Genomic DNA, 23,290 nt, shown 5'->3' with positions numbered 1-23,290 from the left:
TGCGTCACGAAGGCCCTGCCCTGGCGGGTCACCGAGGCGCCATCTCCGCGTCAGAACCCACGGAACACACCGTCGCCGCTCACCGACCTCGTGAAGTCCTCCCAGTCCATGTTCCCCAGGTTGATGTTGTTCTCCACGCTCGGCAGTTCGGCGGACACCACCCGGAACGGCTGGTGGTCGGCACCCCGGAGCGGGAGAACCCAGACGGCGAGGAGGGGATGTTCGGCGTTCGTGAGGGTCGTCTCGTCCGCGAGGAAGGAGACGATCGCGCCAGCGGTTTGCTTTGCCTTCAACGCTTCCGCGCTCATACCAGCGAAAGCCGGGTCGTTCACCACGGCGACACTCGCCTGGAAACCCTCATCGCTGGGCGTCCCCACCTCGTGGACCAGGGACTCCCACGCGCTGTCGTCGCCGAACCAAGTGCGGACCAGGACCGAGCCGACCGGTAACTCTGCCATGCACGCACCATAGCCGCGGCCCGGACACAGGCGGACGTACTCAGCCGAGTTTCGCTTTCGCGGCGTCGTAGGCCTCTCGTGCCTCCTCGACGACGGTCATCCGCTGCTCCGTCCAGCGAGCGAGGCCGTTCACCTGGCCGGCGGCTTCCTTGCCGAGTTCCGTGAGGGAGTAGTCCACTCGCGGCGGGATCACCGGTTTGGCGTCGCGGTGCACCAGGCCGTCGCGTTCCAGGGTCTGGAGTGTCTGGGCGAGCATCTTCTCGCTGACCTTGCCGATCTGCCGCCGTAGCTCGTTGAAGCGGTACGGGCGATCCAGCAGCGCTATCAGAACGAGCGTGCCCCAACGACTCGTGACGTGTTCGAGTACCAGGCGCTGCGGGCACATCGTGTCGTGTCCGGCGAGCCGGACGCGGTCCACCAGCGTCATCTCACTTACGTCCATGTCAGTACCTTACTTCAAGGTGGGTACTTCCCAAATGGTGAGCGTGGGATCAAGGTTGGGCGGAACGACCTCAAAGGAGAAGCATGAGCATCGTCGTCACCGGCGCCACCGGCGGCCTCGGCCGTTTCGTCATCGAGGGCTTGCTGGAGAAGGTTCCGGCCGGGCAGATCACCGCCGTCGCCCGTAGCCGGGAGAAGGCCGCCGGTATCGCGGCCCGCGGGGTCCGGATCGCGGTCGCCGACTACAACGACCCGGAGAGCTTCGACGGCCTGTTCGCGGCAGGCGACAAGGTGCTCCTCATTTCCGGCAACGAATTCGACAAGGGCCGCGTCGGGCAGCACAAGATCGTCCTCGACGCCGCGAGCGCGGCCGGAGTCGCCCTGTTCGCCTACACCAGCGCGCCCGGCGCTTTGACCGCCGCGCTCGCGGACGACCACCGGGGCACCGAGGCCGCGATCCTCGAATCCGGTCTGCCGTACGTGTTCCTGCGTAATGGCTGGTACAACGAGAATTACACCGAGCGGCTCGCCCCGGTGCTCCAGTCGTCCACCGTCACCCAGGCGGCCGGCGAGGGGCGCGTCGCCTCCGCTTCCCGGGCCGACTACGCGGCCGCCGCGGTCGCGGTGCTCACCGGTGAAGGCCACGAGAACAAGGCATACGAGCTTGGTGGCGACACCGCATGGGGCTTCGCCGAGTTCGCGGCCGAGCTCAGCAGGCAGACCGGCCGTGAGATCGCCTACAAATCCGTATCCGCCGAGACTTTCTCCGAGATCCTGACCGGACACGCCGGGCTCCCCGCGCCGCTCGCCGCGACCTTGACCGGGGTGGAGCTGGCCATCGAAAAGGGCGAACTGGCGGGCACCGGCGGCGAACTCGGCCGTCTGATCGGCAGGCCCACCACGCCGATCGCCGACTCGATCGCCCTCGCGCTCGAGGACTGACCGTCCCGGTCGCCAGTGGACAGTCCTTTTCAGACACCTCCTTCCTTCGACGACTTCCGCCGTAGCGGTCGGGTAACGTCCGTTGCGCCGGTGAGAACGGTGTGGTCTGGTATCGGAAACCGCGGCCGGATGGAGCGGGTTCGAGTGAGCTCGCGGTCGCGGCCGGTGAGGAGGCGGGGTGTCGTTCGTCTTGGCGCGGCTGCTGGCCCGCTGGGCGTTGCAGCAGGGCTGGATGCTTCCGGTCGTCGTGGTGATTTTCGTCTTCGCGACCAGCTGGCCGCTGATGACACTGGCCGAACCGGCGGGCAGTGAGCTCGTCCAGGCGGGGAATTACTGGTGGTACTTCGTGGTCACGGCCGCGACGGTCGGATACGGCGACTTCTCGCCGGAGACCACCGCGGGGCATTTCGTCGGGGCCTATGTCATCATCGGCGGGATCGCGACGCTCACCACGGTGTTCACCAAGCTCGCTTCCAGGCTCGAACAGGCGAAGGGACGGCGGATGCAGGGGATGGAAGCCGTACGGGCGAGCGGGCACACGCTCCTGATCGGCTATACGCCGGGCCGCACCGAGCGCATCGTCGCCCAGTTGATCGCCGACGGAGCGACCGGACTCGTCCTGTGCGCGAGCGACGAGGTGCAGGTGCATCCCATGCCGTCGCAGCCGGTGGACTTCGTCCGCGGCGACCCGACGACCGCCGACGTGCTCGGCAGGGCCGCCGTCGCGGAGGCGGCCACCATCCTGGTCGACATGGGCGACGACAACGAGGCCTTGGCCGTCGCGGTGACCGTGGACCACGCGAACCGGTCGGCGCATGTCGTGGTGACGTTGCGGGACATGGAGAAGTCCGAGCTGGTCCGCTACGTGGACCCGCGGATCAAATGCGTGCAGTGGCACACGCCGCGGATGGTCACGGAAGAACTGACCTCCCCGGGAATCGGCGAGGTCTACTCCGAGTTGATGACGGCGGGCGGAGCGGGGACGTACTCGGCGACCTTGCCCGGGTCGCTGGGGCGGTTGAGCACCGAGAAATGCCGGATGGCACTGGGCCGAGCGTTCGGCGCCACGGTTCTGGCCGCCCGGGCCGGCGACGACCTGGTGGTCAATCCTTCGTGGGACGGTGAACTCCCGGCCGGGTCGGTGCTCTACTACGTCAGCCCCCGGCGTCTCACCGACGCGGAAATCGAATCGGTACTGCGGGGCGTCGGCCGTTGATCTCGGGCGGTTCGCCCATCGCCTGACGAATTCCCTGGTGCCCGCGTGACGGCGGGAGTACATTTCCCCCAGGTGCGCCGGGAAGTCTGGTCGGCAACGGAATTCGCCGACCACGAAAGGGCTTCCCATGTCTTCCGCCGCCCGAGCACGTCCTCCTGCCGTCCACGTCGAGGGATTGACCAAACGGTTCGGTCACACGCTCGCCGTCGACGATCTCTCGTTGTCCGTGCCTCCGGGCGAAGTGTTCGGCTTCCTCGGACCGAACGGTGCGGGCAAGTCCACCACCATCCGGCTGTTGCTCGGTTTGCTCCGCCCGTCCGCGGGAACGGCGGAGGTGTTCGGCGTTCCCGCGGCCGATGTGCGGCGGGCGCACCGCCTGCTGGCATACGTACCGGGCGACGTCGCGTTGTGGCCCGACCTGACCGGCGCCGAGATCCTCGAATTGCTGGCCAGGGTCGGGCCGGGCGTCGATCCGGGCTATCGCACCGAACTCGTGCGCCGCTTCGAGCTCGATCTGGGAAAGCCCGCCAAGACCTACTCGACCGGTAACCGCCAGAAGGTGGCCTTGGTCGCCGCGTTCGCCGGCCGGGCGCCGTTGCTCGTGCTGGACGAGCCGACCAGCGGACTCGATCCGTTGATGGAACAGGTGTTCCGGCGATGCGTGGCCGAGGCGCGGGAGCGGGGACAGACCGTCTTCCTTTCCTCACATCAGCTCGCCGAGGTCGAGGCCGTCTGCGACCGGGTCGGGATACTCCGGGCCGGACGGCTGGTGGAGATCTCGGGAATCACCGAGCTGCGCCGTCTTCACCGTACTTCGGTGGAGATCGGCCATCGAGGCCCGGAACCGTCCCTTGTGGACGTTCCAGGGGTGATGGAGGTCGAGCGGCTGGACGAGGAACGCCTGCGGTTCACCCTGTCCGGCCCACCGGGCCCGGCGTTGCGAGCGCTCGCCGCGACCGAGGTCACCATGCTCACGATGCGTGAACCGACGCTCGAGGAGATCTTCCTCGACTACTACGGTGAGACCGCGCGATGACCACGGCACCGGCGGAAACGACGAGGCCGCGGCCGGGACTGGAGATCGCGGCACGGGGGGATGCGGGCGGAGCCGTCACGCGGCACTTCGCCCGGCGGATTCGGCGAGGTGCGCTGCTGGTCGGCCTCGCGGCCGCGGGGATGTCCGCTGTCGTGGCCGGCCAGTATCAAGCCGCCTTCGCGGGCGAGCTCAACGGTGCGGCGCTGCGCGCGCTGGCGGAGAACCCGGCCATCCGGATTCTGTTCGGGCCGCCGGTCGCACTGGACGATCCGGGCGGGTTCACCGTCTGGCGCACGGGCACACCCCTCCAGATCCTGGCCGGGGTATGGGCGTTGCTGACCGCCACCCGGCTCACTCGCGGCGAGGAGGACGCCGGCCGCGCGGATCTGCTGCTCGCGGGCCGTCTGCGCGCGGTCGATCAGCTCAGGCGGGTGCTGGTCGTCCTGGGGGCCGCGGCGGCCGCGATCGCCGCTGCGGTGGCCTTGGCGCTCCTGGTCACCGGTACCCGGCCCGGGGGAGCGGTCGTCCACGCCGCGGGCCTGTTCGGCGTGACCATGACCTTCGCCGCGGCGGGCGTCCTCGCCGGGCAGCTCATGCCCGCCCGCTCCACCGCCACCGGGCTCGCTGTCGCGGCACTCGGCGGCGGCTTGTTCCTGCGCATGCTCGCCGACGGGGTCGGTGCGCTGTCCTGGGCCTCGTGGGGCACCCCGTTCGGGTTGACCGCTCTGGCCGCGCCCTATGCGGACGACAGGATCACTCCGTTGCTCGTCCTCGCGGTGTTCCCGGTGCTGCTCACCGCGGCGGCGGTGTTCGCCTGCTCGCGCCGGGACGTCGGCCGGGGGCTGCTGAACCTTTCAGGAGGCAGGCGGCGGCCGAGGGTACGGCTGCTGGGTTCGGTCACCGGCTTCGCCGTCCGGCGCGCGGTGCGTCCCACGACGGCCTGGTCGCTGGCGATCGGGGCCTACTTCCTGCTCGTCGGCGTCCTCATCGCGTCGATTCTGCGTTTCCTGAGCGAGAACCCGCGGTTCGCCGAACTGGCGGCTGCCGCGGGTTTCGGTGGCCTCGGCACCGCCGAAGGATTCGCGGCGACGATGTTCAGCCTGCTCACGATCCCGGCCGGTCTCTACGCCGCGACGCGGATCGCCGCCTTCGCCGCGGCCGAGACCGATCGACGGTTGACCCCGATGCTGGCGTTGCCGCTTTCCCGGCACCGCATCGTGCTCACCGAATTCCTGGTCACGGGGCTGGGGGTGCTGGGCCTGCTGGCCGCGGCGGGATCGATGATGTGGTGCGGCGCGGCCGTCGTGGACGCTCCGTTGTCCTTCACCGCGGCACTCGCCGGAGCGGGGAATGTCGCACCGGTCGCCTTGCTCTCGCTCGGTGCCGCCGCGCTCGCGCTCGGCTGGGCACCGCGCGCGGTCGCGGCGGCTGGGGCGCTCCCGGTCGCCGGCGGGTTTCTGCTCACCGTGGTCCTGCAGAGCACTCACGCGCCCGAGTGGCTCACCTACTTCTCCCCGTACACCCACCTGGCCGCCGTGCCCGAAACATCACCTGACTGGGCCGCGACCGTCCTCCTCCTGCTCGTCACGGGAGTACTGGTGGCACTCGGGGTCCTCGGCTACCGCCGCCGGGACCTGAGCACCTGATCCCTGTCGTCTGTCCGGCAGGCGAGGCGACATAGTGTTACGGGAGGAGTTGCGCTGAGGAAGGAACCGGTGTGGGCGAGCGGATGCAGATCGGCGAGGTGGCCGAGCGCACCGGGCTGTCGTTGCGGACGATCCGCTATTACGAGGAAGTCGGCCTGGTGGTTCCCAGCGCGCGCAGCCAGGGCGGGTTCCGGCTCTACACCGATCCGGACGTGGACCGGCTGGAACTGATCAAGCGGATGAAGCCGCTGGGGTTCCAGCTGGAGGAGATGCGTGACCTGCTGGCCATTCTCGACCCCACCCCGGGAAGTCCCGAGATCGAGGACCCGGCGGCTCGCCTGGCGGAATTCGGCGCGACCGCCGAAAAGGCGTGTGCGGAGCTGCGCGCGAAGCTGGCGGTCGCCGAGGAGTTCGCCGCCCTCCTGCGCTCGCACGACCCTTCCCGCACCCGGTCGTCGTAGCGCTGGACGTGATCCCGCCCGCAATCCAGCCGGGCGGCTTCGCGAACCGAGGATCCATACTCTAACGTTAGGTGAGAGTTGCCGGGCCGGCACCGTGACTGATCCGGGGCCGGCTCGCGCCCACGAAGTCTCTTCAGCGCGCCGCGGAGGCGCGAGGTCGTTTCGCGCCCTGCGTGGCGCCCGAGAAAGTCAGGTCGTCCGTCTGTGCCGAGTCTTGTGACCCAGATGTCCACACGCCTGCGCGGTACCCGCCCCGCGTGGTTGTCGCCCAAGGTGGCCCGCACCGAGATCCTCGCCGGTCTGGTGGTCGCGCTCGCGCTGATCCCGGAGGCGATCTCCTTCTCGATCATCGCCGGGGTGGACCCGAGCGTCGGGCTGTTCGCGTCGTTCACCATGGCGGTGGTGATCTCGATCGTGGGCGGTCGTTCGGCGATGATCTCCGCCGCGACCGGGGCGATCGCGCTCGTGGTCGCACCACTGGCGCGGGAGCACGGGCTGAACTACCTGATCGCCACGGTGATCCTGGGCGGCCTGTTCCAGATCCTGCTCGGTTCGCTGGGCGTGGCCAGGCTGATGCGGTTCGTGCCGCGCAGTGTCATGGTCGGCTTCGTCAACGCGCTGGCGATCCTGATCTTCATGGCGCAGGTGCCGGAGCTGATCGACGTGCCGTGGCCGGTGTACCCGCTGTTCGCGGGCGGTCTCGTGCTGATGGTGCTGTTCCCGAAGCTGACCAAGGTGATCCCCGCGCCGCTGGTGTCCATCGTGGCTTTGACCGCGCTGACGATCGCCGCGGGGATCGCGGTCCCGACCGTGGGGGACAAGGGGGTGCTGCCCTCTTCGCTGCCGGCACTCGGCGTTCCGGATGTGCCGTTCACCTTCGCCACGCTCGGCATGCTCGCGCCATACGCGCTCGCGTTCGCGCTGGTGGGCTTGATGGAGTCGCTGATGACGGCGAAGCTGGTCGACGACATCACCGACACGCATTCCAACAAGACCCGGGAGGCGATCGGTCAGGGTGTCGCGAACATCGTCACGGGTTTCTTCGGTGGCATGGGCGGCTGCGCGATGATCGGGCAGACCATGATCAACGTGAAGACCGCCGGGGCCCGGACCCGGTTGTCGACGTTCCTGGCCGGAACCTTCCTGATGATCCTGTGCATCGTCTTCGGTCCGCTGGTCTCGCAGATCCCGATGGCGGCCCTGGTGGCGGTGATGGTGCTGGTGGCGTTCGGCACCTTCGACTGGCACAGCGTCGCGCCGGCCACGCTCAAGCGGATGCCGTGGGGCGAGATCATCGTCATGGTCGTCACCGTGGCCGTCGTGGTGGCCACCGACAACCTCGCCATCGGTGTCGTCGTCGGCTCGATCACCGCCATGGTGATCTTCGCGCGCCGCGTCGCGCACCTGGTCGACGTCACCGCCGTGGTCGACCCCGACGGCACCCAGGTCGTCTACGCCGTCACCGGCGAGCTGTTCTTCGCCTCCAGCAACGACCTGGTCTATCAGTTCGACTACGCGAACGACCCGGACAAGGTCGTCGTCGACCTCACCGACGCCCACATCTGGGACGCCTCCACCGTCGCCGCGCTCGACGCGATCACCACCAAGTACGCGTCACGGGGAAAGACCGTCGAGATCGTCGGGCTGAACAAGCACAGCGCACGCATGCACGGGAAGCTCTCCGGCGAACTCACGGCCGGTCACTAGCGACCGGAGGCCGGTGCCCGCATCTTGGAGTGTCGAAGCCGATCGCACTGGGGAAGACGCTGCGCTCCGGCCGGATGCGGGACGGTGAGTCCTCACGTACTCACCGGAAAGGGGTTTCCTGTGTTTCGTCGGAAGATCGCTGCCGTCGCCGTGGCGGTGGCCACCGGGTTCGGCCTGACCGTGACGGCGGGTACCGCCTCGGCCGGCACGGTCACCCAGACCTGCCTGGTCAACGGTTCGGATATCGGCCGGACGGTGAACGTGACGATCACGGCGCCCGCCACCGTGACCCGCGGGGTGCCCGTGCCGGTCTTTCTCAAGGTCCAGGACGTCAAACCCCGGACGGGGAGCCCCCTGGCGGCACGAGCGATCCGGGCCATCGCTTCCGTCAAGCTGGGCGGAGCCGCCAGCGGAGAGGTCAAGTTCGACCCGCTGATCAATCCGACGGAAATCCCGGTCGGTGGGCACTGGTACATCGAGGGCACCGAGCAGGTCGCCTTCACGACTCCGGGCACCGTCACGCTCGGCCTTCGCATGTTCGCCCAGCCGATCTACTACGGGTGCCATATGCCCGAGGATCAGGAGCTGCCCGTGGCCGGGACCGTGACGGTGAACTGACCGGGGGCGCTCGCTGCCTGGTTCCGGCGACCGAGGATCGGGCCATTATCTCGCCTGCCCGGTGTGAGCCGACCGTCGAGCTTTCGCGACATGTGCGCCGGGCCGGGAGCGCTACGCGGTGGCGAAGCAGGCGCGGACGGTGGTGCCCTGCGGCCCGGTGTGGAGGCGTATGAGGTCGGACAGGTGATTGATCAGCAGGAGCCCGCGGCCGCGCAGCTGCCCGGGGGAGGCGGGCCGCCGTCCGGCCAGTGGATCGGTCAGGTGGCCGGTGTCGCGGACTTCGCAGACCAGCAGGCCGGCTTCCTGCCAGACGCTGAGCCGTCCTCGCCCACCGCCGTGATCCACGCTGTTGGCCACGAGTTCGGCGACCACGAGTTCGACGTCTCCCACTCGCTCGTCCGTGAGGCCCGCCCGCTGTGCTTGACCGCGGGCCATCGCACGGGCGCGGGCCAAGGAAGCAGTCTCGCCGGTGACGGCGTCGAGGGTGGTGTACGCGGCCGGTTCGGTGGGGGATGGGGCAGGCAGTGGGGTGTTGTAGCCGGTGATGATGCGGTCGGGGTCGTAGCCGGTGCTGGTGCGCTCACCGGTGGAGTCGATCAGGAGCGGGTGGGTGGCTTCGGCGTCCGTCAGCGCGCGGGCGTCGAGGCGGGTGACGTCGTAAGGGCACAGGATGGTGACTTCGCGGCCGGTGAACGCCAGGTTGATCAGCGCCTCGTGCTGGGCGCATGCCGGATATTCGAGCTCGGACCGTTCTGCCCAGATCGGCTCGCCGATGATGCGGACGCGCTGGTCGGGGTGGGCGTCGGCGAAGGCCCGGAGGACGCCGGGGATGATCCGGCCGGGGTTGCGGCCTTCCTCGGTCATGTCCAGCAGCCGTACCCGCCCGGCGTCCTTGCCCAGCGCGGTACGCAGCAGTTCCAGGTTGGGACCCGGCACCGAGACCGCGACCGGTTCGCCGTCGTCCAGGCCCTGCCGGATGAAGGGGACAGTGGCGGTCAGGTAGTCGTCCTGCCCGCGGTAGAACAGCGCTGGGTGGACGAAGGGGTCGGTGTCCACGGCCGCCGTGCTCGGGTTCACGGTGACCGGATGCCCTCGTTCAGCGGATCCATGTACTCCCCGGCCCAGAAGTTGCGCGGCATGTCCGGGCTCCGTTCCCAAGCCGGCCGGGTCGTGACCTCCGGCCGACACCTATCTCCGACAGGATAACGACCCGAATCCGGTCATGCGTCCAAGGGCTGCCGGGACGTCTCTCGAAACCTGCTATCGGAGCGGCTGGCCGCGTAATCCCCCGGCGTAGGCTCGTTCTGCCACCAGCAGACCGAAGGACGACGATGAGGCAGCCAGCAGCCGACCGGTTCGTGGATTCACTCGGAACCGCGTACCGGCGGCTGAGCGAGAGCGGGGCGGTCTCGATCACCGTCGACCACGGTGACGCCGAAACGGTCGTCCGGGTCGAGCCGGCCGTGCCCAATGCGCCGCGCTTGCTGTTGCGCATGGCCGGAAGTGGCGGGGGAGCTGTTCCTCGACGATCTCGATGCGTTCGAAGTGGATTCGCCGGAAGACGTCGAAGAGTTCGCGGCGCTCATGCGAGCGCTGGTCGCAGGGGAGGTCGAGCTGGTCTTCCGGAAGACCTTGCTCGGCTGGCGCCCGGCGGCGGTCGAATGGCCTGGTGGTGAGTGGTCGCTGCCGGGGAACCCCGGCTTGGTGGGCTGGGCTTTCCGGGCACGTCGGGAGAAAGTGCGGGGTTACCGCTGAGGCGGTCTTTTGTCCACAAAGGACGCTTTGGTTGGTTGAGGCGGTGGCGGTGTGTTGCGAAAGCCACTTTCGCAACGTTGGGTGTTGGGAAAGTGGCTTTCGCAACGTCGGTCGGCTGGGGGGCGGGGTGGTGTGTCGCGAAAGCCGCTTTCGGGACGTCTGGTGTCTCGAAAGTGGCTTTGGCGACACGGGTGTGGGCTGGGTGGTCGGTTGGTGGTGTGAGGTACTGGTGCTGCGGGGTGGTGTGTTGTGAAAGCCACTTTCGCAACGTTGGGTGTTGGGAAAGTGGCTTTCGCAACGTCGGTCGGCGACGCCACCCGAACCCGCGCCCTGAAGAGAGCGGCCACAAGACCCGCCCTCCGGCGAAAGCCAAAGCCCCGAAACTGTCCAGTGTGGACAGTAAAATCACCCCGGTGACCCAGGCATCCTGATCGCGAACGGAGCCGAGGAGTCTTCGTGGCTGATCATGAGCAACGCCGTGCCGCGCAGCTTCGCCTCGGTGGCGAGGACCTCCAGCAGCCGGGCACGGTTGGCCGCGTCGAGCGCCGAGGTCACTTCGTCGCAGATCAGCACCGTGGGGTGGGCGAGGAGCGCGCGGGCCACGGCGCAGCGCTGGAGCTGGCCACCGGAGAGCTGGCCGGGACGCCGGTCGGCCGCGTCGATTCCCAGGCGCCGCAGAATTTCCGTCGCTTCGAGCCGGGCGTCCGCGCGGTCGAGGCCGCGAAGGAGACGGGCGGTGTCGGCCACTTGGTCGAGGACGTCGCGGAATTCGTCGAAGGACGCGCGGCTGTCCTGGTGGACGTATTGGATCGCACGCAGTTGCGCGCGGGTACGACGACGGGCGAGGCGGGGGAGCGGGACGCCGTCGATTTCGATCGTGCCGGCACTCGGCGGGGTCAAACCGGCGAGCGCGCGGGCGAGGGTCGTCTTGCCCGCGCCCGAGACGCCGGTGAGCGTGGTCCGGCTGCCCGCCGCCAACTCCAGGTCGAAATCCTCGACGAGCGTCGTCCGCCCGGCGCGCACGGTGAGCCCGCGGACGACGAGCACCGGTGAGGACGGCGTGGGCGGGGGGCTGTCGAAGGGCACGGGGTCGGGAATCGTCGTGGACGGCTCCAAGCGGTGGGCGCGGAGTTCGGCGACGTCGCCGTCCAGGGCGCGGGCCAGCGTGAGGTCGTGGGTCAGCACCAGCAGCGCCGTCCCGGCCCGCGAAAGCTCCGTGAGCCGGGCGGTGAGCACGGCCCTGTTCGCCGCGTCGAGACCGCTGGTCGGCTCGTCGAGGACCAGCACCCGGGGCCGGTTCACGAGCGTGGTGGCGAGGGCCATGCGCTGCTGCTGCCCGCCGGACAACTGGTGCGGGAACCGCCGCCACAAAGTCTGTTCGAGCCCCGATTCCGCAAGTGCGGCGCGGGCCGCCGCCAGCCGAGCGGCACGGCCGTGGTGGCGGAGCGCGGCGAGTTCGGCCAGCACCGGCCCGCAGCGGCGGACCGGGTCCAGTACCGCCGACGGCTGCTGCGGCAGGTGGCCGACGACGCCTGCCCGCGCCCGTCGCAGTTCGGAAGCGGTCCGGTTCAGCAGCGGGGCTCCCGCCAGCATCACCGACCCGGACAGCGTGATCCCCGGGCGGGCCTGTCCGGTCGCGGCGAGCCCCAGGGTGGTCTTTCCCGTGCCGGACGCACCGAGCACGACGAGTACCCGGCCCGGTTCGAGGGACAGTGAAACGTCGTCGAGCAGCACGGTTTCCCCGGCGCGCGCGGACAGGCCGGTGATCTCCAGGACGGTCACGAGATCACCCGCCTGGCGGCGAGCAGCCGGTCGGTGACGAGGTTCGTGCCGACGCACAACGCCATCAGCAGCGCGGCGGGTACGAGGACCACCGCGGGCGAGGTGTAGAGCGCTTCGCTGTTGCGTTCGATGACCACGGCCCAGTCCGCCGAGTCGGCCGGTAGGCCGAGACCGAGGAAGTTCGCCGACGCCAGCAGGTAGAGCACCACGCCGAGGCGGGTGCCCGCGTCGGTCGCGACGGGACCGGCGAGGTGCCTGGCGACGTACCCGAGCTGGATCCGCCACCACGGTTGTCCTTGCAGGATCAGGGCTTCCACGGCGGTGCGGCAGCCGGGCGCCAAAGCCGCGGCCCGCACCACGCGGGTGATCGCGGGCAGCTGGAGGACGGCGACGACGGGAATGAGCACGCCGGGTCCACGGTGCCCGGTCGCGGCGAGCACCATGAGCACCAGCAGTGACGGGAAGGCCAGCACGAGATCGAGGGACCGCATCACGGTCTCGTCGGCCAGCCGTCCGCGCCCGGCGGCGACGAGACCGAGCGGAACCCCGATCAGGTAGGCGAGCCCGAGCGCGGTGGCCGTCATGCCGATCACGGGGAACCCGCCCGCGAGGATCACCGTGAGCGCGTCGCGGCCGAGGACGTCGGTGCCGAGCGGATGGGCGCCGTCCGGTGCCTGCCACGGCGCCCCGACGGATTCCACGGGGCCCGCGAGCACCGGCCCGGCCATCGCGAGCACCAGTGGCACCGCGAGGAGGGACCACCCGAACGTCCGTTTCACCACGTGGCACGCTCCCGCTGCGGCGTGAGCCGGTGCGCCACGAGGTCCGCGACGAGGTTCCCGAGCACGACCACGCCGGCGAACAGCAGCACGTAGCCCTGCACCTGCGGGATGTCCCGATTCTGCACCGCTTCGACGAAACCGGTGCCGAGTCCGGTGATGGCGAACAGGGATTCGACGATCACCGTGCCGGTCAGCAGCCCCTCGACGGTGCGGGCGAGTTGCTGCACCGCGGGGGCCGCGGCGGCGGGCAGGAGATGCCGCAGGACGACGGTGCGTTCAGGCAGGCCCAGCAGGCGCAGGTGCCCGGCCACCTGGCCCCGGGTCTGCTCGGCGATCCCGATCCGGAGTTGCCGGGCGACGTCGCACAGCTGCCGGGCGACCAGCACGATCACCGGCAGCACGAGCACCTCGGGGTGCGCGGTCAGGTCCGTTCCGGCCGCGGTCGCCGGGAGCAACCCGGTGTAGACGGCGAATCCGGCGACCAGCAGCAGACCGAGGACGAACTCGGGGATCGCGTGCAGGAACAGCGTGACCGCGGTGAGCGCCCGGTCGGTCCGTGACCCTTCGCGCAGTCCGCAGGTCACCCCGATGGCCGGCGCGAGCGGTACGAGCACGAGCAGGGTCACCCCGGCGAGCACGGCGGTGGCGGCGAAGCGGCGGGCGATCTCGTCGGTCACCGGGGCGCCCGTCACGAGCGACCGGCCGAGGTCACCGGTGAGCAGCCCCGAAAACCAGTGCCCGAACCGGTCGAGGATCGGCTGGTCGAGGCCGAGCCGGTGACGCACGGTCGCCACCTGCTCGTCGGTGGCCTGCTCGCCGAGCACGACCGACGCCGCGTCGCCGGGGAGCAACGCGGTCACGGCGAACGTCGCGACCAGCACGAACATCGCCTGCAGTACGGCGAAGCACAGCCGCCGGGCGGGGTAACCGGGCACGTCAGGACAGCCGGGCGCGGTCGAACCTCGCCCAGTCGAAGGTGTTCGGCGGCGCGGTCACCAGCCCGGACACCCGCTTCGACGCGCCGATCGTCCAGGTGCTGAACCCCCAGGCGAGCAGACCCCCGGACGCGTGCACGATCCGCTGGGCGTCACCGAACAGCGCCAGCCGGGCACTCTCGTCCGCGGTGGCCGCGGCCCGGTCCATGAGGGCGTCGAACTCCGGCGAGGCGAAGCCGTTGACGTTGTTCGAACCGCCGGTGCGGAAGCGCTGGTTGAGGAACGTCGGCACCGGCAGGGTCGCCGTGCGGGTGAGCGCGGCGACCCCCTTGGTCTTGATCTCGCTGAAATAGGTGCTCGACGCGCGTGTGTTCGGCGTGACCTTCAGCCCGATTTCCCCCAGCTGCTGGGAAATCAGGGTGGCCGCGGTGGCGAAGCCGGGATCGACGTCGCTGGTTTCGACGGCGAAGGCCAGCCCCTCCGCGCCCGCCTCCCGGACGAGCGAGCGGGCCAGTTCCACATCACGCCCGCGCTGGGGGATGCCGGTGGCGTACCCGCGGAGTCCCTTGCCGAACAGGTCGTTGCCGATCTCGCCGCGTCCGGCCAGTGCGACGCGGTTCAGCGCCTCTCTGTCCACTCCGGACAGTACGGCGCGCACCAGCCTCGGGTCGGCGAACGGCGGCTGCGTCACGCGCAGGATCATGCCCTGCATCGTCGTTCCCCTGGCTTCGAGCAGCGAGACGCGCGCGTCACCGGCCAAGCGGGCCGCGGTTCCGGCCGCCAGATCGTGGGCGTAGTCGACCTGCCCCGACAGCAAGGCGTTGACGCGTGCGGCTTCCTCGTTGACCGGAACGAATTCCAGCTCGTCGATACTCGGCGCGCCGTCCCAATGGGACTCGTTCCTGCGGAACACGGCCGGGCCGCCGGGGGTGAACGAGACGAACCGGAACGGGCCGGAGCCGACCGGCGCCGTGAAGTCCGTCGTACCGGCGGGCACGATCTCGGCGCCGGGAGCGCCCCAGCCCGACGGGAACTCGAAGTCGGGAGCGGTCAGCGTCAGCTCGATTTCGGTGGGGGAAACCGCTTTGCTGCGGCCGAAATCCACCTTCGCGAAGTACTGCCGCGACGAGGAGGCCAGTGCGGGATCGGCGATCCGCCGGAAGGTGTAGAGCACGTCGTCCGCCGTGACCGGACGGCCGTCGTGGAAGGCCGCCCGCCGCAGCCGGATCCGCCAGCGCGTGCCCGAATCGTCGCTCTCCCAGGCCTCGGCCAGCCGCGGCCGCAACGAGGTGTCGGCGTTGTAGGCGACCAGAGTGTCGAAGAGCGCTTTGGCCCGCGCTTGGTCGACGAAAAGGGAGACCTGCGACGGGTCGAGGGTCTCCTTCGAGCCGCCCGCGGCGAACGCGACCCTCAGCCGGCCGGTGTCCGCCGGCGCTGTCCCGCACGCGGCCAACGGCGTGAGCGCGGCCAGGGCGAGGAGCCGCCGGCGGGTGAGCGGATGACGCGTCATAAGGAACCTCCGGGACATCGAGCACTGTCCCGGGCGCGCGGCCGCACGTGAACGGGACCCCGCTCCGTACTCCACGACAGTTGGGGCTGGCGGTACCCGGCGGGCAGTCCGGCTCTCGGCGCACGGCCGATCACGGTTGCGGGTCAGCGCCGGATTCACACCGGCTTCCCCCGACGGGCACTTCTTGCGTTGTGGCGCCCACGGTAACCCATGCCCGGGGTGTGCTACACAGGATCAAGATCACGAAGGGGAGGCCGGTGGACGAGAAACTCGCGGCGGACTGGGTGCGCCGATGGGACATCCAGCAGGAACGCTACGTCGCCGACCGCGAAGAGCGCTTCGCCGTGCTGATCGACGTCGTCGAGCACGTATGCCGTGACGTAGCCGAGCCGCTGGTGCTGGACCTCGGCTGCGGCCCGGGGTCGCTGACCACGAGGCTCGCCGGGCGGCTCCCGCGCGCACGGATCGTCGGTGTCGACAACGACCCGTTCCTGCTCGCCCTCGCCAGGGCCACCCGGCCCCGGGAGGCGGAGATCGACTACCTCCAGGCGGACCTCGCCGAGAGCGGATGGCTGAAGTGGGGGCCGGTCGACGCCGCGGTCTCGACGACCGCGTTGCACTGGCTGCGCCCCGAGCGGCTCGCCGAGGTCTACCGCGACCTCGCCGGAGCGCTGAGGGAGGGCGGAGCGCTCGTCAACGGCGACCACCTCTACGACGAACAACCGGCCATCCGCGGCCTCGCCGAGGTGGTGAAGGACCGGCGGGCGGCTCGTGCCGGGGTCGGCGCCAACGAGGAATGGAAAGCCTGGTGGGCCGCGGTCGCCGCCGATCCCGCACTGCGGGAGCGGTTCACCGCCGGCGAGTTGCGCGGGATCTCGACCGGCTACGGCAACCGGTTGAGCCCGCAGGAACACACCAAGCTGCTGCGGGAGGCAGGCTTCGCCGAAGTGGCCCCGGTTTGGCAGTTCGGCGACGACTACGTCCTGGCGGCCCTGCGCTGACCCGATCCGGCCGCTCAGGTGGCGGGCGGCCGGTGGTCCTGGACGCGGCGGGCGACGGCGAGTGCGACAGGCGCCGCGAGCCAGCACAGGTAGGCGGCGGTGTCGTTCGTCAGAAACGAGACGGGCACGGAGATCCCGAACACCGCGGCGAGGCAGACGCTGCGCGTCATGCTTTGGGCGAACACCTTCGGCGGTCCGCCGGTCCCGTACAGGTGCCCGCGCCGGATCTCCCGGATGATCAGCGCGAACGACGCGGAGGCCAGGACCTGCACGATCGCGTACACGCTGAACCGGAGCGGGAAGGCGCCCTCGGCGGTGATGACCCGCGTCGCGAACGGCATCAGGACCTGCATGAACAGCCAGGTCAGGGTGAGGCTGATCAGGCGGCCGCTCAGAGAACGGACGTAGGGGAAGATTTCGTGGTGCGCGCGCCAGTGCGCGGAGATCACCACGAAACTGAGCGCGAAGGCGAGGTATTCCTTGCCGTGGGCCGAGATCGAGCTCAGCATGGCACCGGTGGTGTCGCCGTGGGGCACCGGGAGATCCAGCGCCAGCAAGGTGAGCGCGATCGCGATCACCGCGTCGACGAAGATGCTGAGCCGCTCGGCGGCGGCCTTTCCGATCGTGTGGCCGGTCTGTGTCGTCATGGCGGGGCCTCAGGCGGCGATCTCCGCGGCGGGCCGCGGGACGGGCGCGAATCGCCGGGATCGCACGGCCAGGATGATCATGACCGCCGGGAGCAGGACGTCGGTGACGAGCACTCCGCCGGTGTTGCCGGGGGCGTGGTCACCGTTGGCGAACCACTGGTAGACGTGGCCGATCACGGCTCCCCAGAGGAACATCCCGCCGGCGATGCCGATGGTGATGCGCTCTCGCGCGGACGCCGAGGCGGCCCGGAAGCCCAGGACGGCCATGCCGAGGTTGGCGAAGGCGATCTCGAACAGGAACGGCGTCCGCTCGAAGCCGATCGCCGTGGCCATGACGTCCGGGAAGGCGAGGAAGGCGACCGTCATCCACAGGCTGCCGAAGCCGAAGGCGCCGATGGCCCACCAGCGCTGCCAGATTTCGAGCCGCTCCTGAGGTGACGCCGCGTGGCGGGCGCGGAGGAAGGCCCCGGCGGCGGGCACGACGACCCAGACCAGGGGGAAGGCGGATTGGGTGAGGTAGGCGAAGTCGTTCATGACTACAGTCTTACCTTGTTAATATTAACTCGTCAACACTGGTGATAGGGTGAGGCCGTGGACGACGGACTCGCGGACCTGCTGCACCGGGTGGTCATGCTGATGGGCGAAGCGGCCCGTCGGCGCGCCGAAGACCCCGACGGTTTGACCTACAGCCAGATACGGCTCTTGGGCACGCTCGAGGAGATCGAGCCGGCGACGCAGCATCGGCTCGCCCAGGCGCTGTCGGTCTCCGACCCGGCGATCAGCCGGGCCTTGAAGCCGCTCGAAGCCGACGGTCTGGTGCGGATCACCGTCGACCCCGAACACGCGCGGCGCCGGCTGGTCCGGCTCACCGATCTCGGCCGGAAAGCCTTCCACGCCGCGGGAAAGCCGCTCTACGACGAGTTCCGCGAGGCACTCGTCGCGGCCGGTTTTCCTTACGAGCGCTATCTCCAGGACACCCACCGGCTGGCCGAGATCCTCGCGGCCGGCTGAGCCCTACCGCGTCTTTTCCAGCACCATCGGTGTCTCCGCGGCGGGCTGGACGCGCGCTTTCGACTTCACACGCGACAGCATGACCGCGCACACGATCGCGAAGAGGAGCGGCACCGTGGCCGCCACGACGATGTCGCGTGTCGCCAGCGCCTGCCCGATGAGGACGCCGGCGATCCCCGGCCCGACGATCGAACCGAGCCGCCCCAGCGCGGCCGCCCAGCCCACGCCGGTGGTCCGAGGGCCGGGCGGATAGGTCGCCACCGCGAGGGCCAGCTGGCCGATCTGGGCCGACACCACGCCGACCCCCGCACCGGCGAGGCACAGGAGCAAGGCGGTGTCGCCGAGGGACGCCTTCGCCGCGATGATCATGAAAACCCCGCCGATGGCGGGCATCAGGATCATCGCGCGGGCGATCCCCAGCCGTCCGGCGAGCGGCAGCAACGCCAGGCCGCCGACGATGCCGCCGAGGGTGAGGAACGCGAGCCCGATCGGCGCCTTGGACGGAGTGAAGCCGTAGCCGGTGAGCAACGTGGGGATCCACGAGATCAGGACGTAGGAGGTGATGAAGACGAGGAAGGAGAAGGCCCAGATCAGGGTGGTGGGCAGGCGCAGACCCGGGTCGAAGAGCCTGCCGATCTTCGCGTCGCTCTTGTCGCCGACGGTCGCCGTGACCGCGGTCCCCTCGGCGGGCAGCAGCCAAGCCAGCACGGCCGCGAAGAGCAGCGGAACGATCCCCGCGACATAGAAGACGCCGTCGCTGCCCACGAGATTCAGCAGACGGCCGCCGAGAAGCCCGCCCAGTCCGGCGCCCGCCCCGAGACCGAGCGCCACCGCGATGGAGACCTGCTCCCGGCGGTTCTCGGCGCTGTGTTTCGTGGCGAGGCCGACGGCGGCGGGCACCACCACGCCGAGCCCGACCCCGGTGACCAGGCGGGTCGCCGAAAGCAGCGCGATCGACTCCAGGCGCAGGGTGGCCGCCGTGGCGATGGTGGCCACCCCGAAGAGCAGGACGGCACCGATCAGCAGCCGTCGTCCCGGTATCCGCGCGCCGAGGTACCCCGCCGACAGGTAGCCGAAGACCACACCGATGTTGGTCAGCACGACGGCGAGGGTGAACGCGGCGGGCGTGACCGCCCATTCGGCCGCCATCGTGGGGATCGCCAGCGAGAGCGCCGCGGTGTCGAAACCGTCCAGGAGGATCGCCAGGAAACAGAGGACGACGACCGTCCAGTGCACGGAGCCTGCCCGGCGCGGAAGGTGAACACGGGTGGCGCTCATGAAGTTCTCCTGTTCTGACCGCGGCGAGTGGCTTTCGCGACGCTCGGCATCCGGCTCACCCCTCGCTGGAACTCGTGCCCGGCCGGGACGAAGGCGTCCTTCACCGCATCGGATACGGCGAACGGAGCATTCACGGCACGTTTGGCTTTCCCCTCGGCGACCGCGCGCGGTGTCCACTGTGGTCATTGCGCGGCGACCTGTCGTCCAGCATAGGGAAATTCGGCCCGGGACTGGGGAATCGACGGCGGAGAAGGCAGTTCAGGAGAATGCGCCGTGTCCGGCGGGTAGGTTCTCCTTGTGGGGTCTGGACTGGAATCGGTACGCCGCGTGGTGATCGTCGCCTTCGACGGTGCGCAGATACTCGATGTCGCCTGTCCCAGCGGGGCGTTGGAGATCGCGAACTCGCACGGTGCCGTGCCGCCCTATGCCGTCGAGCTGGCCACGGTGCACGGGCGGACGACTCGGAGTTCGTCGGGGATCCTGCTCGCCGGTGTCCGGCGGCTGGCCGAAGTGCCGGGGCGGGTGGACACGATGCTCGTGGTCGGGGGCGCGGGAACGGAGGCGGCCGCCAAGGACGAGCGACTGCTGACCCAGGTGCGGCGGCTGGCCGAACGCAGCCGCCGGGTGGCGTCGGTGTGCACGGGGACGTTCGTCCTGGCGGCCGCCGGGTTGCTCGACGACCGGCGGGTCACCACGCACTGGGGGTACAGCGAGCTGCTCGCGGCGACTTTTCCCGCCGTGACAGTGGATCCCGCGCCGCTCTACATCCGTGACGGGAACGTCATCACCTCGGCCGGGGTCATCAGCGCGCTGGATCTCACGCTCGCGCTGATCGAGGACGACCACGGTCCGACGCTGGCCCGCGAAGTCGCCCGTGAACTGGTGACCTATCTGCACCGCCCGGCCGACCAGGCGCAGATCAGCACGTTCCTGGCCGCGCCGCCGCCGGGCAACCGGATCGTGCTGGATCTGGTGGGGTACATCGCCGCCCACCTCACCGAGGACCTGAGCCCACCGGCGCTGGCGGCGCGGGCCGGGGTCACCACCCGGCACCTCACCCGCTTGTTCACCGCCGAGCTGGGCAGCACCCCGGCGAGGACCGTGCGGACGGCGCGGACCGAAGCGGCGGCCCAGCTGGTGCGGTCCACCGCGCTGCCGCTCGCCGCGGTCGCCCGGCAATGCGGGTTCGCCTCGGCGGAAACCCTGCGCACGGCGTTCCGTCACCACTACGGGTTGTCCGGGGACAGGCTTCGCAGGATGCCGGACATGCCACGCCCGATCGTCGGTTGACCGGCCCAGAATTCGCGGCATGAACAAGGCGAAGACCACGCGCAGAACAGTGCTGGCGGGGGCCGCGGCGGCCGCGGCGTTCGGCCTCGGCACCGGGACGGCCCAGGCGGAAGGCAAGGGGCCGAAGATCGGCATCCTGCTCTACGACGGCTTCAGCCTGCTGGATCCGACCGGTCCCGCCGAGGTGTTGTCCCGGCTTCCCGGCGCCACGGTGACGATGATCGCCGAGCACCGCGGCCCGGTGCGCACCGACACCCGGGACGTCGCGGTGGTGGCGGAACGTTCGGTGGTCGAGGTGAGCCGCCTCGACGTGCTGCTGGTCCCGGGTGCGGGCAACCGCGGCACGGTCGCCGCCATGGAGAACCCGGTCCTGCTCGACTGGATCCGGCGCGTCCACCGGCACACGACCTGGACCACGTCGGTGTGCACGGGATCCTTGATCCTCGGCGCGGCGGGGCTGCTCCGCGACCGGGCCACCACGTACTGGGCGTCGGCGGACTACCTGGAGAAGACCTTCGGCGTGCGTTACGTGGCCGAGCGGTACGTCCAGGTCGGCAAGGTCGTCACCGCGGCTGGGGTGTCCGCCGGGATCGACCTCGCGTTTTATCTCGCGTCGCTGCTGGCCGGCGAGCGGATCGCCCGCGGCATCCAGCTCGCCGTCGAATACGACCCGCGGCCGCCGTTCGACTCGGGCGATGCCGCGAAGGCGAGCCCGGAACTCAAGGCGCTCGCCCTGGAGCTCCTCGCCGGGTCACAGGAGTAGCCCGCGGGGCGCTATCCCGTAACTCGCGTGATCAGAGGCGTAACTCGCGTGACTCCGGGTGATCCGGCTCCAAGCACGCGAGTTACGGCTTCAAGCACGCGAGTTACGGCTTCGTGCACGGCTGCGGGCTAGCTTGTAGCACTACCTAGATAGGACTGCTACATTGCTCGGCGTGGATCAGGACCGGCGAGGCCAGTGGTTGAAGGGCGTGCTGGCGCCGTGCGTGCTGGCGCTGGTCGCCGAGCGCGAGTCCTACGGCTACGAGCTGGCCCAGTCGCTCGACGCCGCCGGGCTGGGCCCCATCCAGGGCGGCACGCTGTATCCGGTGCTGCTGCGGTTGCAGCGGTTCGGTCTGGTCACCGCGAGCTGGCGGGACGGGTCGGCCGGGCCCGCGCGCAAGTACTACCGGATCACCGCGGAAGGCCGGGAGACACTGCGGCACGCCACCTCCGACTGGCAGGAGTTCTCCGCCGGGGTGGCCTCGATCTTGCGGGAGGGAAGATGAACCACGACGGATGGCTTTCCGCGCTGACGCACGAACTGCGCCGCCGGGGCGTCGGCGGGGACGCCGCGCGGCAGGTGGTCGCGGAGGCGGCCGTGCATCTGCGGGAAAGCGGGGGAGACCCGGTGCGCGTCTTCGGGCCGCCCGCCGCGTACGCCTCGGCCGTGGCCGAAAGCGTGGGACGTCCCCGGCGTCGTCCTGGCGAGGTGCTGTTGGAAGCCAGGGGGATCACGAAGAAATACGGCAGGCGGACGGTGCTGGACGGCGTCGACCTCGTGGTGCGCTCGGGTGAGATCGCCGCGGTGATCGGGGCGAACGGCTGCGGCAAGAGCACGTTCCTGAGCATCTGCGCCGGGATCACCGGCCCGGACAAGGGCGAGGTCCGCGTGCGCGGTGCACTCGGCTACTGCCCGCAGGACGGCGGCACGGCGGACTTCCTCGACGCGGGTGAGCACTTCGTCCTGATCGGCGCCGGGCGCGGGATGGCCCGCGAGGAGTCGGCGCGGATCGGTACCGCCCGTGCCGCGGCACTGGACTGGGCGCCCGGACGGGGCACGCAGGCCCGGCACCTCTCCGGTGGGACCAGGCAGAAACTGAACCTCGTGCTGGCCGGGCTCGGTGAACCGGACGTGCTCCTGCTCGACGAGCCCTACCAGGGTTTCGACAAGGGCACGTACCTCGACTTCTGGCACCAGGTCTGGCAATGGCGCGAGGCCGGCAAGGCGATCGTGGTGGTGACCCACCTGCTCAACCAGCTGGACCGCGTCGACACGGTGCTCGAACTCTCCCCGGCCAGGAAGGCTGTCGCGTGAAGAAGATCCTGACGGTCGCCGAGATGTCGCTGCGCGAACTGCTGCGGCGCCGGTCGGTCCTGCTGATCCTCCTGCTGCTGCCGCTGGTGTTCTACCTGAGCAGGCGCGGTGACCACCTCGGACAGTCGATCCGGTTCGTCTGCCTCGGCCTCGGCTGGGCGCTGAGCACCGCCGCGCTGTTCGCCGGCAGCGCGAGCCGGGCCATGGAGCCCCGGCTGCGGCTTTCGGGCTACCGCTCCCGCGACCTGTACCTCGGTCGCTTGTGTGCACTGTGGACGGTCGGATTCCTGTTGTCCGCGCCGTATTTCGTGCTGATCCTCGTCGACCAGCACGACGTCCGGTACGGCTCGGTCGCCGTGGTCATGGTGCTGACGGTCGCCGTGTCGGCGCCGTTCGGGCTCCTGCTCAGCGCGGTGCTGCCCAGGGAACTCGAAGGCACGCTCGTCCTGCTGGCTGTCGTCGGCCTCCAGATGATGGCCGATCCGTCGAGCCTGATCGCGCGGCTGCTGCCGTTCTGGTCCAGCCGTGAGATCGGCACCTACGCCATCGACCACACGGACATCGGCTACCTGACCCGGGGAGTCGCGCACGGCGTGGCGGCGTTCGTGCTCCTGCTCGGCGCGGTCGCCGTCGTGTCGGGCTTCCGCTTGCGGCGCCGTTCCCACCTCACCTTCGTCTAGACGGCTGATATGTTGCG

The 23,290-nt window shown here is 70.0% G+C and carries 25 protein-coding genes; 15 read left to right on the top strand and 10 right to left on the bottom strand.

Annotation, left to right across the window (positions count from 1 at the left end; genetic code table 11):
• Nucleotides 1-50: 50 nt before the first annotated feature.
• Together ACZ3HL_RS22395 and ACZ3HL_RS22390 are read right to left on the bottom strand one after the other, a co-directional pair.
• Nucleotides 51-458, bottom strand: coding sequence for a DUF6924 domain-containing protein (locus tag ACZ3HL_RS22395; RefSeq protein WP_465412721.1), 408 nt, complete (start codon nt 456-458; stop codon nt 51-53).
• 40 nt (nt 459-498) lie between these two features.
• Nucleotides 499-900, bottom strand: coding sequence for a winged helix-turn-helix transcriptional regulator (locus tag ACZ3HL_RS22390; RefSeq protein ID WP_465412722.1), 402 nt, complete (start codon nt 898-900; stop codon nt 499-501).
• Between the two features lie 83 nt (nt 901-983).
• On the opposite strand from ACZ3HL_RS22390, the gene ACZ3HL_RS22385 reads away from it, so the two are divergent.
• From ACZ3HL_RS22385 to ACZ3HL_RS22355, 7 genes are all read left to right on the top strand, one after another.
• Complete coding sequence (locus ACZ3HL_RS22385; protein ID WP_465533310.1) at nt 984-1,841, top strand: NAD(P)H-binding protein; 858 nt, start codon at nt 984-986, stop codon at nt 1,839-1,841.
• Nucleotides 1,842-2,019: 178 nt separating this feature from the next.
• Nucleotides 2,020-3,057: an ion channel gene (locus ACZ3HL_RS22380; protein ID WP_465533308.1), complete on the top strand. Its 1,038-nt coding sequence runs from the start codon at nt 2,020-2,022 to the stop codon at nt 3,055-3,057.
• Nucleotides 3,058-3,184: 127 nt separating this feature from the next.
• Nucleotides 3,185-4,093 (top strand): ABC transporter ATP-binding protein, encoded by a 909-nt coding sequence (locus ACZ3HL_RS22375; protein ID WP_465412725.1) that lies wholly within the window; start codon nt 3,185-3,187, stop codon nt 4,091-4,093.
• Complete coding sequence (locus ACZ3HL_RS22370; RefSeq protein ID WP_465412726.1) at nt 4,090-5,739, top strand: polyketide antibiotic transporter; 1,650 nt, start codon at nt 4,090-4,092, stop codon at nt 5,737-5,739. Before ACZ3HL_RS22375 ends, ACZ3HL_RS22370 begins: the two co-directional genes overlap by 4 nt.
• Before the next feature lie 71 nt (nt 5,740-5,810).
• The gene (locus tag ACZ3HL_RS22365; protein WP_465412727.1) at nt 5,811-6,200 is read left to right on the top strand and encodes a MerR family transcriptional regulator; all 390 of its coding nucleotides are present in this window, start codon (nt 5,811-5,813) and stop codon (nt 6,198-6,200) included.
• A gap of 225 nt (nt 6,201-6,425) precedes the next feature.
• Nucleotides 6,426-7,907, top strand: coding sequence for a SulP family inorganic anion transporter (locus tag ACZ3HL_RS22360; RefSeq protein WP_465533306.1), 1,482 nt, complete (start codon nt 6,426-6,428; stop codon nt 7,905-7,907).
• 120 nt (nt 7,908-8,027) lie between these two features.
• A complete protein-coding gene (locus ACZ3HL_RS22355) occupies nt 8,028-8,525 on the top strand; it encodes a hypothetical protein (RefSeq protein ID WP_465533304.1) in 498 nt (165 codons plus the stop codon).
• Nucleotides 8,526-8,636: 111 nt separating this feature from the next.
• Here the strand turns inward: ACZ3HL_RS22355 and ACZ3HL_RS22350 are convergent, their stop codons facing one another.
• Nucleotides 8,637-9,602: an anti-sigma factor RsbA family regulatory protein gene (locus ACZ3HL_RS22350; protein WP_465533302.1), complete on the bottom strand. Its 966-nt coding sequence runs from the start codon at nt 9,600-9,602 to the stop codon at nt 8,637-8,639.
• Between the two features lie 426 nt (nt 9,603-10,028).
• Here ACZ3HL_RS22350 and ACZ3HL_RS22345 point away from each other — a divergent pair, with 426 nt between their 5' ends.
• Nucleotides 10,029-10,280 carry a hypothetical protein gene (locus tag ACZ3HL_RS22345; RefSeq protein WP_465533300.1) on the top strand — a complete coding sequence of 84 codons (252 nt, stop codon included), beginning with the start codon at nt 10,029-10,031 and terminating at the stop codon, nt 10,278-10,280.
• A 405-nt stretch (nt 10,281-10,685) separates the two neighbouring features.
• On the opposite strand, the gene ACZ3HL_RS22340 is transcribed toward ACZ3HL_RS22345, so the two are convergent.
• From ACZ3HL_RS22340 to ACZ3HL_RS22325, 4 genes are read right to left on the bottom strand one after another with little or no spacing between them, the layout of a single operon-like run.
• Nucleotides 10,686-12,062: an ABC transporter ATP-binding protein gene (locus ACZ3HL_RS22340; RefSeq protein ID WP_465533298.1), complete on the bottom strand. Its 1,377-nt coding sequence runs from the start codon at nt 12,060-12,062 to the stop codon at nt 10,686-10,688.
• Entirely contained in the window at nt 12,059-12,844 is a 786-nt protein-coding gene (locus tag ACZ3HL_RS22335; protein WP_465533296.1) for an ABC transporter permease, read from the bottom strand. The genes ACZ3HL_RS22340 and ACZ3HL_RS22335 overlap by 4 nt, the downstream gene beginning before the upstream one ends.
• Nucleotides 12,838-13,779: an ABC transporter permease gene (locus ACZ3HL_RS22330; RefSeq protein ID WP_465533294.1), complete on the bottom strand. Its 942-nt coding sequence runs from the start codon at nt 13,777-13,779 to the stop codon at nt 12,838-12,840. The genes ACZ3HL_RS22335 and ACZ3HL_RS22330 overlap by 7 nt, the downstream gene beginning before the upstream one ends.
• A 1-nt stretch (nt 13,780) precedes the next feature.
• Nucleotides 13,781-15,289, bottom strand: coding sequence for an ABC transporter substrate-binding protein (locus tag ACZ3HL_RS22325; RefSeq protein WP_465533292.1), 1,509 nt, complete (start codon nt 15,287-15,289; stop codon nt 13,781-13,783).
• Nucleotides 15,290-15,546: 257 nt separating this feature from the next.
• Here ACZ3HL_RS22325 and ACZ3HL_RS22320 point away from each other — a divergent pair, with 257 nt between their 5' ends.
• On the top strand, nt 15,547-16,290 hold the full coding sequence (locus tag ACZ3HL_RS22320; protein WP_465412736.1) for a class I SAM-dependent methyltransferase: 744 nt from the start codon (nt 15,547-15,549) through the stop codon (nt 16,288-16,290).
• A 14-nt stretch (nt 16,291-16,304) separates the two neighbouring features.
• On the opposite strand, the gene ACZ3HL_RS22315 is transcribed toward ACZ3HL_RS22320, so the two are convergent.
• Nucleotides 16,305-16,937 (bottom strand): TMEM175 family protein, encoded by a 633-nt coding sequence (locus ACZ3HL_RS22315; RefSeq protein WP_465533290.1) that lies wholly within the window; start codon nt 16,935-16,937, stop codon nt 16,305-16,307.
• Nucleotides 16,938-16,946: 9 nt separating this feature from the next.
• On the bottom strand, nt 16,947-17,471 hold the full coding sequence (locus ACZ3HL_RS22310; protein ID WP_465533288.1) for a DUF6790 family protein: 525 nt from the start codon (nt 17,469-17,471) through the stop codon (nt 16,947-16,949).
• Nucleotides 17,472-17,528: 57 nt separating this feature from the next.
• Between ACZ3HL_RS22310 and ACZ3HL_RS22305 the strand changes: the two genes are divergently transcribed.
• A complete protein-coding gene (locus ACZ3HL_RS22305; protein ID WP_465533286.1) occupies nt 17,529-17,948 on the top strand; it encodes a MarR family winged helix-turn-helix transcriptional regulator in 420 nt (139 codons plus the stop codon).
• A 3-nt stretch (nt 17,949-17,951) separates the two neighbouring features.
• Here ACZ3HL_RS22305 and ACZ3HL_RS22300 read toward each other — a convergent pair whose 3' ends face one another.
• Nucleotides 17,952-19,226 carry an MFS transporter gene (locus tag ACZ3HL_RS22300; protein ID WP_465533284.1) on the bottom strand — a complete coding sequence of 425 codons (1,275 nt, stop codon included), beginning with the start codon at nt 19,224-19,226 and terminating at the stop codon, nt 17,952-17,954.
• Nucleotides 19,227-19,523: 297 nt separating this feature from the next.
• Between ACZ3HL_RS22300 and ACZ3HL_RS22295 the strand changes: the two genes are divergently transcribed.
• The 5 genes from ACZ3HL_RS22295 (at nt 19,524) to ACZ3HL_RS22275 (ending at nt 23,273) form a co-directional block, all read left to right on the top strand.
• Nucleotides 19,524-20,516 carry a GlxA family transcriptional regulator gene (locus tag ACZ3HL_RS22295; protein ID WP_465533282.1) on the top strand — a complete coding sequence of 331 codons (993 nt, stop codon included), beginning with the start codon at nt 19,524-19,526 and terminating at the stop codon, nt 20,514-20,516.
• A 19-nt stretch (nt 20,517-20,535) separates the two neighbouring features.
• Nucleotides 20,536-21,279 (top strand): DJ-1/PfpI family protein, encoded by a 744-nt coding sequence (locus ACZ3HL_RS22290; RefSeq protein ID WP_465533280.1) that lies wholly within the window; start codon nt 20,536-20,538, stop codon nt 21,277-21,279.
• Between the two features lie 172 nt (nt 21,280-21,451).
• The gene (locus tag ACZ3HL_RS22285) at nt 21,452-21,784 is read left to right on the top strand and encodes a PadR family transcriptional regulator (RefSeq protein WP_192741387.1); all 333 of its coding nucleotides are present in this window, start codon (nt 21,452-21,454) and stop codon (nt 21,782-21,784) included.
• Nucleotides 21,781-22,593: an ATP-binding cassette domain-containing protein gene (locus ACZ3HL_RS22280; RefSeq protein WP_465533278.1), complete on the top strand. Its 813-nt coding sequence runs from the start codon at nt 21,781-21,783 to the stop codon at nt 22,591-22,593. The genes ACZ3HL_RS22285 and ACZ3HL_RS22280 overlap by 4 nt, the downstream gene beginning before the upstream one ends.
• Nucleotides 22,590-23,273 (top strand): ABC transporter permease, encoded by a 684-nt coding sequence (locus tag ACZ3HL_RS22275; protein WP_465533276.1) that lies wholly within the window; start codon nt 22,590-22,592, stop codon nt 23,271-23,273. Before ACZ3HL_RS22280 ends, ACZ3HL_RS22275 begins: the two co-directional genes overlap by 4 nt.
• Nucleotides 23,274-23,290: the final 17 nt, after the last annotated feature.

This window comes from Amycolatopsis sp. NPDC000009 (assembly GCF_055563465.1).
This window is presented reverse-complemented; position numbering and strand designations above follow the sequence as displayed.